Here is an 11,372-nt window from a genome sequence, read left to right as displayed (position 1 = left end):
CCGTGTGAAAGTAGGTCATCGTCAGGCTCTTACAGCCCAAGAAACCCCGTAGCCCAAAGCTACGGGGTTTTTTGCTTGTTTGCGCAGAAGTACTTGTATCGTCGCCTGCGCGATGTGCGTGCGCCATGGTGGGCGCAAACGGCTTGAAAGATGAACATGCAACTGCAAGACATTCTGTATTCCCAAGGGTTCGGCATCCGCCGCGTGTGTTCCGGACTGGTCCAGCAGGGCTGGGTGGAACTGTGGGACACCGAGGCCAATGACTGGGTACGTTGCCTCGACTCCACGCAGGACATCGATCCTGAAGGCCTGCGCTATCGCGTGCAGGGCGTGGAGTGGGCCTATCACGCGCTGGGCTATGTGCTGCTGCACAAGCCGGCGGGCACGGAGTGCTCGCAAAAACCGTCGACCTATCCGAGCATTTACTCGCTTTTGCCTTTGCCGCTGCGTCTGCGTCCGAACAAGGGCGCCGTGCAGGGCGTGCAGGCCGTGGGGCGGCTGGACCAGGACACGACGGGCCTGCTGCTGCTCAGCGATGACGGTCAGTTCATCCACCGCATGAGTTCGCCCAAGAAGCATGTGCCCAAGATCTATCGCGTGACCACCAAGCATCCGGTCGATGCCGGCCAAGTGCAGCGCCTGCTCGACGGCGTGGTGCTCGACGATGACCCCAAGCCCGTCAAGGCCGCTGCCTGCGAGCAGGTGAGCGAGCATGTGCTGGATCTCACGCTGACCGAAGGCAAGTACCACCAGGTCAAGCGCATGATCGCGGCCGTTGGCAACCGCGTCGAGGGCCTGCATCGCTGGAAGATCGGCGAGCTGGAGCTCACCGAGGACCTGCAGCCGGGCCAGTGGCGATGGTTGACGGCCGAGGACCTGGCCAAGCTCAAGGCCAAGTGAGGCAGGGGCCACGTTTCCATGATGAATTCCGCTGACCCTGGCCAGGGCTGGGCCCTGTTGTGCACTGCTTTCGATGCGCCCGTGCCGGATGCGCTGCGCATCCAGCAGGACGTGCTGATCGTGGTGGATGGCCGCGGCATGATCGATGCCGTGCTGGAGCGTGGTGATCCCCGCCGCGCCGCTCTGGAGGCCGCGCATGCGGCCGCAGGCACGCTGCAGCGCCTGCCCGAGGGCCAATACCTTTTGCCCGGCATGGTGGACCTGCATGTGCATGCACCGCAATGGCCGCAAAGCGGCAAGGCCCTGGATGTGCCGCTGGAAACCTGGCTGCAGGAGTACACCTTTCCCCTGGAAGCGCGCTACGGCGATGCCGGCTTTGCCACATCGGTCTACGACAGCGTGGTGCGAACGCTGCTGGCCAATGGCACGACGACGGCCATGTACTTCGGCACCATCCACGCCGTGGGCAACCAGGTGCTCGCCGAACGCTGCCTGGCCCTGGGCCAGCGCGCCCTGGTGGGCAAGGTGGCGATGGACGAGCCGTCGCAATGCCCCCCGTACTACAAGGACGCCAGCGCCGCCGAAGGCATTGCCGAGACGGCGCGCTTCATCGACTGGCTGCGCCAGCATCCGGACAACGCGCAGCAGCGCGTGCTGCCGGTGATCACGCCGCGCTTCATTCCTTCATGCACCGACGAGCTGCTGCACGGCCTGGGCGACCTGGCTGGACGCACCGGCGCCCATGTGCAAACCCATTGCTCCGAGAGCGACTGGGCGCATGCCCATGTGCTGGAACGCCAGGGCCGCACCGATGCGCATGCGCTGCATGATTTCGGCCTGCTCACGCGCCGCACGGTCGTGGCCCATGCCAACTTCCTCACGGCCGATGACGTGGCGCTGATGGCGCGCACGGGCGCCTCGGTCGCGCATTGCCCTCTGTCCAACTTCTATTTCGCCAACAGCGTTTTCCCCGCGCGTAGCGGCCGTGAGCAGGGCCTGGGCATGGGGTTGGCCACGGACATCTCGGGCGGCTACAGCCCCAGCATGTTCGATGCCTGCCGCCACGCCATGACGGCCTCGCTGGCCTTGCATGAGGGGGTGGACCCGGCCCTGGGCGCTTTACAGCGCGGCAGGGCGGGGCAGGGCGTGCAGGCCCGCATCGACCACGTCTTTGCGCTGTGGCTGGCCACGGCGGCGGGGGGCGATGCGCTGGACCTGCCCATTGGCCGCATCGAGCCCGGCCACGCCATGGACGCCCTGGCCATCGACTGCCAGGGGCCTGACTCCAATGTCCAGATCTGGCCCGGCGCGGATGGCCCGGCCGACATTCTGCAAAAGATCATCCACCACGCCACGCGCGCCAATGTGGCCAGCACCTGGGTGCAGGGCGAATGCGTGCACCGTCGCCAGGCCGCCGGCGCTGTCACTGCTGTCTGAGCGCCGCAGTCTTTGCGCTGCGGCCGTTTTCCGCATTTTTCCGTCCCATGACCGAACCGACCTCCTCCTACGAAGGGCGCCTGATCGCCCGCCCCGACGACCGCGTCTCGCTGTCACAGGCCCTGTTGTTGGGCCTGCAGCATGTGATGGCCATGGACGTGTATGTCGTGCCCTTCATCATTGCCTCGGCCCTGGCGCTGTCGCAGGCCGATGCGGCGTCCATGATCCAGTCCACTTTTCTTGCCGCAGGCGTGGGCACGTTGATCCAGACCGCCTGGTGCATGCGCATGCCTGTTGCGCAAGGGCCTTCCTACATTCCGCTGGGTGCCATCCTGGCCGTGGCCTTTGGCGCGGGCGGTGGCTTCGGCGGCATGGGAGCGGCCTATGGCGCGCTGATTCCGGGAGCGCTGATCGTCATTGCGCTGGGGGCGCTGGGCTGGTTCCATCGCGTGATCCGCTGGCTGGTGCCGCCCATCGTCGGCGGCACCATCATCCTCGTGGTGGGGCTGTCGCTGCTGCCGATTGCGCTCAGCGCCAACGTGTTTTCTGTCCACGGCGGCATGACGGTCAACCAGTCGATTGCATTGGCATCGGTGTCGGCGGCGCTGCTGATCGCGGCCATGATGCTGGGTCTGCGCTTTGACAACCGGCTGGGCCGCTGGATGCGGCTGTCGTCGGTGATCATTGCGCTGGCAGGCGGCACGGCCGTGGCCTGGGCCATGGGCCTGTTCGCCTGGCAGCCGGTTGCGGATGCGCCTTGGCTGACGCTGCCCAAGCTGGCCGGCATCGACTACCCGCTGCAGTTCAGCCTGCCTGCCGTGCTGACCTTTGTCGTGATCTATCTGGTGGTCATGGCGGAAACCACGGGCACCTGGTTTGCGGTATCGGCCGTGATCAACCAGCCCATCACCAGCCGCCAGCTCGACCGTGGCGCCGTGGGCGAGGGCCTGAGCTGCAGCGTGGCCGCACTCATCGGCGCCACGCCGGTCACCGGCTACTCCACCAATGCGGGCGTGATCTCGATCACCGGCGTGGCCAGCCGCATGGTTTTCATTGCAGCCGGCCTGGTGCTGGCCTGCCTGGGCTTTCTGGGCAAGTTCTCGGCGCTGATTGCGGCCATTCCCTCGCCCGTGATCGGCGGCATGTTCGCCGTGGTCTGCGTGACCATTGCCATGGCGGGCATCCGCATCCTGCGCCATGTGCGCCTGGACGAGCGCGCCATGCTGGTGGTGGGCGTGCCCATCATCTGCTCCTTCTTCGCCACGCTGGCTCCCAAGGACTGGGTCCAGACCCTGCCGGACATGCTGCAGTACCTGCTGGGCTCGGCCGTGACCGTGGGGGCCATAGCCGCCATGGTGATGAACCTCATCCTGCCGCGTGCGCAGGGGGACGACGCACCGGCCAAGGACCAGGTGGTCTGAACGCCGCAGGGGTCTGCGCCCGCAAACCCATGAGAAAAGGCCATGCGCAGTGGTTGCGCATGGCCTTTTTGCTGGAAGAGGCATGAGGCGGGCAGGGCCGCGGGATTCAGCGCCGGTCCAGGTCGTCGATGGATGCGCTCCAGCGGCTGTCCCAGTTGCCGCGCTCGCGCACCTGGTCAATCTGGCGGCGGTCGCGCTTGGTGGGGCGGCCGTCGTGCTGGTCGGCAATGCTGCTGGCGGGCTCGGGCGCCAGCCGGCGCTGCTCGGCCAGGCGCTCCCGCTCGGCTAGGCTTGCGGCGGTTTCTTCGTAGAGGGCCTGGGCCACGGGCGCGGGGCCGCGCATGCCGGACAGGCCACGAATGACCACGGTGCGCGGAATCTGGCCCTGGCGCAGCACCACGGTGTCGCCGCAGCGCACCTCGCGCGCGGGCTTGACCAGGGCTCCGTTGACGGTGATGCGGCCCTTGCCGATCTCTTCTACCGCCAGGCTGCGCGTCTTGTAGAAACGCGCGCACCACAGCCATTTGTCCAGACGCATGGATTCAATATCGGTCATGGCGTTATTGTGCGCGCGGCGCGGGGTGCTTGCCAGTGGCCGGTTGCAGCGGAATCGCCACGTGCGCGTGCAATCCGCAGACCAGGCCTTGCCGGTAGATGTTGCGCAGTTCGATGGCGCCGCCCAGCGTCTGCACGATCTCGTGGCAGATGGCCAGCCCCAGGCCCGAGCCGCTGCGCGCATTGCCGGCCGAGAACGGCTGGAACAGCCGCTGGGCCAGGTCGCTGTCTATGCCTGGTCCGCTGTCGCGCAGGCTGAGCACGGCCTGGCTGCCGGCCTGGTGCACGCTGATGTGCAGGCTGCCGGCCGCAGGCATGTGGCGTATGGCGTTGTGCAGCAGGTTGCGCGTGAGCTCGCGCAGCATCCATTCATGCGCCGGCACGGGGCAGGGTTCGGTGTCTATGGAGAAGTCGATGTCCTGCTCGGCAATCAGCGGCGACAGCTCGATGGCCACGTCGCGCACCACTTCGTCCAGCAGGCTGGGGGCGGGCGATGCCGGCTCGGCGCTGTCTTCCTGCCGTAGCTGCTCGACCTTGGCCAGCGCCAGCATCTGGTTGGCCAGCCGCGTGGCGCGGTCCACGGTGGCGCCGATTTCCTCGAAGGCCTGCTCGGCCGGCACATCGCCGCGCTGGGCCGACTGCAGCTGGGCCTTGAGCACGGCCAGCGGCGTGCGCAACTGGTGCGATGCATCGCGCACAAAGCGCTTCTGGTCCGACAGCAGCTGGCGCAGCCGCAGCATGAGCTGGTTGATGGCCTCCAGCAGGGGCTGCAATTCGCGCGGCGCAGCGGGGGCCGACAGCGGGCTCAGGTCGCCGCGCGGGCGCGAGCGCAGGTCGCTGCTGAGCTGTCGCACGGGCTGGGTGGCCCGCTGCACCACAAAGATCACGATCAGCGCCACGGCAGCCACCAGCAGGGCCTGGCGTGCCAGCGTGGTGCGCAGGATCTGCAGGGCCAGGGTCTCGCGCAGCTCCAGCGTCTCGGCCACCTGGATCACGGCCATGCCGCGCCCCTTGGCGCTGGCCACGGGCTGCAGCAGCACGGCCATGCGCACGGGCCGGCCGCGGAACTGTGCGTCATAGAAATCGACCAGGGCTGCGTAGGGCGGGCGCTGGGGGATGACGCCGTGCCACATGGGCAGCTCGCCAAAGCCCGACACCATTTCCCCGTCCAGCGTGGAGACGCGGTAGAACATGCGGCTCTGGTTGTCGGCCTCGAAGATCTCCAGCGCCGAGTAGGGAACGATGGCATGCAATTGGGCGGACTCGTCATAGCCCGTCACATCCAGCTGCTCGCTGATGCTCTTGGCCGATGCCAGCAACGTGCGGTCATAGGCCGTGTTCAGCGCAGCCAGCGTCTGGTGGTACAGGCTCCAGGTATTGAAGCCAATGAACAGAATGACGGGTACGAGAATGCCCGTCAGCAGCTGGCGGCGCAGCGACCAGGGCTGGCGCGCGCGGGCGGGGGCGGGAAGGGGAAGACCGGGGTCGCGCATGGGCTTGCGGTGCAGGAATGCGGCAATGCGTCAGGCCGACTCGGCCTTGAGCAGATAGCCCAGGCCGCGCAGCGTGACCAGTTGCACGCCCGTGCCCGACAGCTTCTTGCGCAGCCGGTAGGCGACGACTTCCACGGCCTCGTACTGCACGTCGGACTCACCGGGAAACACCAGCGCGAACAGCCGCTCCTTGGCCACGGCATGGCCGGGGCGCGCCAGCAGGGCGTGCATCAGGGCCAGCTCGCGGGGCGTCAGCTCCATGATCTCTCCATCGCGGTGGATGGCGCCGCTGGCCTTGTCGTAGCGCAGCGCGCCCATGGCAATGGTCTCGGGCGGCGGCTTGGGCGCGAAGCTGTCGCTGCTGCGGCGCAGCAGAGCGCGCAGCCGGGCCTCCAGCTCGTCGAGGTCGAAGGGCTTGGCCAGGTAGTCGTCCGCGCCGGCGTTCAGGCCCAGCACGCGGTCGCCCACGGTGCCGCGCGCAGTCAGGATGAGCACGGGCGTGCGCAGGCCCTGGCCGCGCGCACGCTCCAGCACCTGCAGGCCGTCCAGGCCGGGCAGGCTCAAATCCAGCACCACGGCGTCGGGCTCGCGCACCAGCCACTGCGCCAGGGCCGAGGGGCCGTCGGCCGCCGTCTCCACCTGGATGCCGCGCCGGATCAGCGTGCGCTGCAGCGTGGTGCGCATGGCGTTGTCATCTTCTACGAGCAGCAATTGCATGGCCCGCACGTTAGCACCGGGCGCGATGCAGGCCATCGCGCCAAGAGCGATCTAGGGATTCCCCTAGGGGTTTGGACAGCCATTTGACAGGTAGCGAACCCATCATCGACAGCCTTACAACACAAGGAGTCAAACCATGCGTCGTGATACTTTTCTGAAGTCGCTGGCCGCACTGGCCGCCGCAGGCAGCCTGCCGCTGTCTGCTCAGGCTGCGGTCGCCGTCAAGATGATGCTGCCGGCCAACCCCGGCGGCGGCTGGGACACCACGGGCCGTGCCCTGGGCAAGGCTTTGCAGGACGCTGGTCAGGCTGCTTCCGTCACCTATGACAACAAGGGCGGCGCCGCTGGCGCCATCGGTCTTGCGCAGTTCGTCAACGGCAGCAAGGGCGATCCCAACGCCATGATGGTCATGGGCGCCGTCATGCTGGGCGGCATCATCACGGGCAAGCCGCCCGTGAACCTGACGCAGGCCACGCCGCTGGCGCGCCTGACCAGCGAATACAACGTGTTCGTGCTGCCCGCCAACTCGCCCTTCAAGAACATGGCCGAGGTGATCGCCCAGCTCAAGAAGGACCCGGGCTCCGTCAAGTGGGGCGGTGGCTCGCGCGGCTCCACCGAGCACATTGCGGCGGCCATGATCGCGCGTGAAGTCGGCGTCGATCCCTCCAAGATCAACTACGTGGCTTTCCGTGGAGGCGGCGAGGCCATCTCCGCCATCCTGGGCGGCAACGTCACCGTGGGCGGCAGCGGCTTCAGCGAGTTCGCCGAGTACATCAGCACCGGCAAGATGAAGCCCATCGGCGTGACCTCGGGCCAGCGCCTGAAGGGCGTGGACGTGCCCACGCTCAAGGAGCAGGGCATCAACGTCGAGATCGGCAACTGGCGCGGCGTGTACGGCGCGCCCGGCATCACCAAGCCCCAGCGCGACGCGCTGGTCGCCATGCTGGAGAAGGCCACCAAGAGCAAGGCCTGGGCCGAGGCTCTGCAGAAGAACGACTGGACGCCCGCGTGGCTGGCCGGCGATGCCTTCGGCGAGTTCGTGGACCAGGAGTTCGCGAGCCTGCGCGCCACCATGGTCAAGTCCGGCATGGTGTGATCGAACGGCTGCACCGGCCTCCTGCGGGGCTGGTGCGGCCACAGGCCTGCACTCCTGCGGGCCACGGCAGGCGCCAGTCGCAGCGCCTGCTTCAAGAAGCGGAAGATGCCCGCGCGCCGCGCCAGCGGCCCGCTGGCCCCGGCGGCTTAATTTTTCCCCACGTCTGCAGCGGTGGCCAGCCCGGTCGCCGGTCCCGCTGCGGCCAGGAACTGACCATGTCCGAGTCCTCACAACCCAATCCACTTGCCACGGATGCCGCCCAGGCCGATGAGCCCAGCGGCTTTCCCTCGGTTCGCGCGCAGACCATCGTCGGCTCTGGCGTGCTGCTCGTCGCTGCAGGCCTGGCCTTCGGCGCGCTGCAGATTCCTTCCGACTCCGGCTACGGCGGCGTCGGCCCCAATTTCCTGCCCTGGCTGTGCGCCGTGGTGCTCGCGGTCTGCGGCGCCTGGCTGGTCTGGGAGGCGCGCACGGGCGGCTACCGCGAAGCCTCTGCACCTGGCGGCCACCCACGCGCCGACATCGGCGCCTTCGTCTGGGTGTCGGCCGGCCTGATGGTCAACGCCGCACTGATCGGCACGGCGGGCTTCATCGTCAGCTGCACCATCTGCTACGTGCTGGCCGTGCAGGGCCTGCGCCGTGCTGGCGGCCAGGCCCAGGCGGGCGCACCCATCACCTGGGTCAAGGACGTGGTCACCGGGCTGCTCATCTCGGCGCCCGTGTTCTGGGCCTTCACGCAATTCCTGGCAATCAACCTGCCGGGCCTGACTGAGACGGGGTGGCTGTAATGGAAATCTTTGACGCACTGATGGCGGGCTTCGCCACCGCCATCACACCCGCCAACCTGCTGTGGGCTCTGGTCGGCTGCGCCCTGGGCACGGCCGTGGGCGTGCTGCCCGGCATCGGCCCGGCCGTGGCCGTGGCCATGCTGCTGCCCATTACCGCCAAGGTCGAGGTCACCGCCTCGATGATCTTCTTCGCGGGCATCTACTACGGCGCCATGTATGGCGGCTCCACCACCTCCATCCTGCTGAACACGCCCGGGGAGACCGCGAGCATGGTCACGGCCATGGAGGGCAACAAGATGGCCAAGAGCGGCCGCGCGGGTGCCGCGCTGGCCACCTCCGCCATCGGCTCCTTCGTGGCCGGTACCGTGGCCACCGTGGTCGTCACGCTGTTCGCCCCCTCGGTGGCCGACTTTGCCGTCAAGCTGGGTCCGCCCGAGTACTTCATGCTGATGGTGCTGGCCTTCACCACCGTCAGTGCCGTGCTCGGCCAAAGCGCGCTGCGCGGCATGACGGCCCTGTTCCTGGGGCTGGCGCTGGGCTGCATCGGCATGGACCAGATCTCGGGCGCTGCGCGCTACACCATGGGCAAGATGGAACTGCTGGACGGCGTGGACATCGTGCTCGTGGCCGTGGGCCTGTTCGCCGTGGCCGAGGTGCTGTACGCCGCCATGTACGAAGGCAAGGTCGTCGATACGCAAAACAGGATGGGCCGCGTGCACATGACCGGCCGCGACTGGAAGCGTTCGTGGCCCGCCTGGCTGCGCGGCACCGTCATCGGCACACCCTTCGGCTGCATCCCTGCCGGCGGCACCGAGATCCCCACCTTCCTGAGCTACGCCACCGAAAAGAAGCTGGCCAAGGGCGAGAACCGTGCCGAGTTCGGCACCAAGGGCGCCATTGAAGGCGTGGCCGGCCCAGAGGCCGCCAACAACGCCACCGTGACCGCCGCGCTGATCCCGCTGCTGACCCTGGGCATTCCCACCAGCAACACCACGGCCGTGCTGCTGGGTGCGTTCCAGAACTACGGCATCAACCCCGGCCCGCAGCTGTTCAGCTCGTCCGCCGCCCTGGTCTGGGCGCTGATCGCCTCGCTGTACATCGGCAACCTGATGCTGCTGGTGCTCAACCTGCCCATGGTGGGCCTGTGGGTCAAGCTGCTCAAGATCCCGCGTCCCCAGCTGTACGCAGGCATCCTGATCTTCGCCACCGTGGGTGCCTACGGCATGCGCCAGAGCGCCTTCGACCTGTTCCTGCTGTACGGCATCGGCGTGCTGGGCGTGATCATGCGCCGCTTCGACTTCCCCACTGCGCCCGTCGTGGTCGGCATGATCCTGGGCCCCTTGGCCGAGGCACAGATGCGCAATGCCGTGTCCATCGGCGAAGGCAGCTGGTGGATCTTCCTGCAGCGCCCCATGTCGCTGACGCTGATCATCATCGTGGCCTGCGTGCTCATCGTGCCGCGCGTGCTCAAGCGCCTGCAGCCCAAGCCCTCGCCGGAGGCGGCTGCCGGCTGATGCCAACCCGTTGCTAGCCGGCCCGGCGGTGTCACGCATGGCGCCCCGGGCCCCTGACAGCCCCTGCCTTTCGAGGCAGGGGCTTTTTTTATTGGCGCGCCTTGATGCGGGTCAGCAGGCGCCTCATGCCCATTGCACCAATGGCATGAGAAATTTATCGATATGTCCTTCCATTGGTGAGGCGGCATTCAATTGCTGATGTATCCAAGATAATCAATTTGCTTACATTTATGAGAGGAGTCTGACGCATAAATCAATTGCGCCATTGCCAGTGGCCTGTCTATGATTCCCGCTCATCGAGAGAGGGAGCCGTCCGTAGGACGGTTGACACAATGACACGACCATTTGCCATCCGCACGCCATGGGGCGAGCCACTGCATTCTCATGAAATGCCTGGCCATCAGAGAATCCGCCACTGTTTCCTTCTACCCGGAATGAGGCAATGTGAAGCAATTGCCGCCCTGGATACAGCGATACATTGCGACTGCGCCATCAAGTCCACTCAGGAGAAGTCTGCATGAGTGGCAAACCCGCAGCCCGTATCACCGACAGCGTCGTCAAGGGCAAGATCGTCACCGGCTCGCGCACCGTGCTCATTGGCAGCCAGGGCGGCCTGGCCTGCTCCGTCTGCCCGGACGGCATCACCGTCGGATCCCCTGTGAACCCCCAGCTGGGCGCCAAGGTGCTGCTGGGCGCACAAGACCTGGACTTTGCCCTGCCATCGGCTGCGCTGCCTGTGGCCTGGCAGCGCCAGTACAGCAGCTACGTCAACCCCGAGCACGGCGCGGCCTGCGGCCTGCTGGGCCATGGCTGGCACCTGCTGCAGGAGCTCAGCATCCGCCTGCAGGACGAGGCCACCTTGCTGCTGGATGCCAGCGGCCGCGTCATCACCTTCGACCAGCCTCTGGAGCCGGGGGGCCAGTTGCACAGTGCCAGCGAAGACATCTGGCTGCTGCGCGGCGGCAGCCCTGAACAGGGCACGGCCCCGTGGGCGGCGAACCCGCGCTGGTCGCATGTGGAGGCGGCGCTGGCGTGCAATCCCGAAGCCATCCTCGCGGTCAGCGGCGATGGCGACACGCTCTGGGGCTTTGGTCCTGCACCCGGTGGACCTGTCGATGGCCCTTGGCGCCTCATGGCCCAGATCGACCGCTTCGGGCGCCGCCAGCTCTACCACTACAGCGACGGCACCAAGCCCGAGGCCGGCCACAGTGCGAGCAAGGACCTCATCCCCGCAGGCCGCCTGGTCTCGCTGAGCGACGGCACGGGCCGGCGCTACCGGCTGCTGCACCAGCGCATCCATGGTGGCAGGGATGCGCTGGGTTTGTGGGGAACCGACGACGGCTGGCGGGTCACAGGCGTGGATCTGGTGCAGGACCCGATGCATCCCCTGTCCACCCCCATCGCCCTCGTGCGCTACGGCTACAGCAGCGCAGGCGACCTCATCACCGTCCACG

Annotated in this window: 10 protein-coding genes; 7 read left to right on the top strand and 3 right to left on the bottom strand. The window is 67.3% G+C overall.

Annotated features, from left to right (window positions below; translation table 11 throughout):
* The first annotated feature begins 156 nt into the window (after nucleotides 1–156).
* The 3 genes from ACM14_RS29270 to ACM14_RS29260 are packed head-to-tail and all read left to right on the top strand — an operon-like array spanning nucleotide 157 to nucleotide 3,758.
* Nucleotides 157–900, top strand: coding sequence for a 16S rRNA pseudouridine(516) synthase (locus tag ACM14_RS29270; protein WP_013803370.1), 744 nt, complete (start codon nucleotides 157–159; stop codon nucleotides 898–900).
* A gap of 18 nt (nucleotides 901–918) precedes the next feature.
* A complete protein-coding gene (guaD, locus tag ACM14_RS29265; protein ID WP_065348095.1) occupies nucleotides 919–2,337 on the top strand; it encodes a guanine deaminase in 1,419 nt (472 codons plus the stop codon).
* Between the two features lie 47 nt (nucleotides 2,338–2,384).
* The gene (locus ACM14_RS29260; protein WP_065348094.1) at nucleotides 2,385–3,758 is read left to right on the top strand and encodes a uracil-xanthine permease family protein; all 1,374 of its coding nucleotides are present in this window, start codon (nucleotides 2,385–2,387) and stop codon (nucleotides 3,756–3,758) included.
* A 106-nt stretch (nucleotides 3,759–3,864) separates the two neighbouring features.
* Here ACM14_RS29260 and ACM14_RS29255 read toward each other — a convergent pair whose 3' ends face one another.
* The 3 genes from ACM14_RS29255 to ACM14_RS29245 are packed head-to-tail and all read right to left on the bottom strand — an operon-like array spanning nucleotide 3,865 to nucleotide 6,559.
* Complete coding sequence (locus tag ACM14_RS29255) at nucleotides 3,865–4,314, bottom strand: RNA-binding S4 domain-containing protein (RefSeq protein ID WP_013803367.1); 450 nt, start codon at nucleotides 4,312–4,314, stop codon at nucleotides 3,865–3,867.
* 4 nt (nucleotides 4,315–4,318) lie between these two features.
* Nucleotides 4,319–5,806 carry a sensor histidine kinase gene (locus ACM14_RS29250; RefSeq protein WP_013803366.1) on the bottom strand — a complete coding sequence of 496 codons (1,488 nt, stop codon included), beginning with the start codon at nucleotides 5,804–5,806 and terminating at the stop codon, nucleotides 4,319–4,321.
* A 30-nt stretch (nucleotides 5,807–5,836) separates the two neighbouring features.
* A complete protein-coding gene (locus ACM14_RS29245) occupies nucleotides 5,837–6,559 on the bottom strand; it encodes a response regulator transcription factor (protein ID WP_043819580.1) in 723 nt (240 codons plus the stop codon).
* A 100-nt stretch (nucleotides 6,560–6,659) separates the two neighbouring features.
* Between ACM14_RS29245 and ACM14_RS29240 the strand changes: the two genes are divergently transcribed.
* The 4 genes from ACM14_RS29240 to ACM14_RS29225 form a co-directional block, all read left to right on the top strand.
* Entirely contained in the window at nucleotides 6,660–7,619 is a 960-nt protein-coding gene (locus tag ACM14_RS29240; RefSeq protein WP_013803365.1) for a tripartite tricarboxylate transporter substrate binding protein, read from the top strand.
* Nucleotides 7,620–7,834: 215 nt separating this feature from the next.
* Nucleotides 7,835–8,404: a tripartite tricarboxylate transporter TctB family protein gene (locus ACM14_RS29235; protein ID WP_063326714.1), complete on the top strand. Its 570-nt coding sequence runs from the start codon at nucleotides 7,835–7,837 to the stop codon at nucleotides 8,402–8,404.
* On the top strand, nucleotides 8,404–9,918 hold the full coding sequence (locus ACM14_RS29230; RefSeq protein ID WP_012204439.1) for a tripartite tricarboxylate transporter permease: 1,515 nt from the start codon (nucleotides 8,404–8,406) through the stop codon (nucleotides 9,916–9,918). The genes ACM14_RS29235 and ACM14_RS29230 overlap by 1 nt, the downstream gene beginning before the upstream one ends.
* Before the next feature lie 517 nt (nucleotides 9,919–10,435).
* Nucleotides 10,436–11,372 (top strand): DUF6531 domain-containing protein (locus tag ACM14_RS29225; protein WP_175403326.1); only part of this gene is annotated, 937 nt, incomplete at its 3' end.

Source organism: Delftia sp. JD2 (genome assembly GCF_001682645.1).
GTDB classification, from domain to species: Bacteria; Pseudomonadota; Gammaproteobacteria; order Burkholderiales; family Burkholderiaceae_C; genus Comamonas; species Comamonas acidovorans.
Note: the sequence above shows the minus strand (reverse complement) of the source record. Positions and strands in the feature narration are given on the sequence as shown.

Excerpts from the sequence above, each read along its gene's own strand:
- ACM14_RS29270 (WP_013803370.1), top strand. The coding sequence starts at position 157 with ATGCAACTGCAAGACATTCTGTATTCCCAAGGGTTCGGCATCCGCCGC.
- guaD (WP_065348095.1), top strand. The coding sequence starts at position 919 with ATGATGAATTCCGCTGACCCTGGCCAGGGCTGGGCCCTGTTGTGCACT.
- ACM14_RS29260 (WP_065348094.1), top strand. The coding sequence starts at position 2,385 with ATGACCGAACCGACCTCCTCCTACGAAGGGCGCCTGATCGCCCGCCCC.
- ACM14_RS29255 (WP_013803367.1), bottom strand. The coding sequence starts at position 4,314 with ATGACCGATATTGAATCCATGCGTCTGGACAAATGGCTGTGGTGCGCG.
- ACM14_RS29250 (WP_013803366.1), bottom strand. The coding sequence starts at position 5,806 with ATGCGCGACCCCGGTCTTCCCCTTCCCGCCCCCGCCCGCGCGCGCCAG.
- ACM14_RS29245 (WP_043819580.1), bottom strand. The coding sequence starts at position 6,559 with ATGGCCTGCATCGCGCCCGGTGCTAACGTGCGGGCCATGCAATTGCTG.
- ACM14_RS29240 (WP_013803365.1), top strand. The coding sequence starts at position 6,660 with ATGCGTCGTGATACTTTTCTGAAGTCGCTGGCCGCACTGGCCGCCGCA.
- ACM14_RS29235 (WP_063326714.1), top strand. The coding sequence starts at position 7,835 with ATGTCCGAGTCCTCACAACCCAATCCACTTGCCACGGATGCCGCCCAG.
- ACM14_RS29230 (WP_012204439.1), top strand. The coding sequence starts at position 8,404 with ATGGAAATCTTTGACGCACTGATGGCGGGCTTCGCCACCGCCATCACA.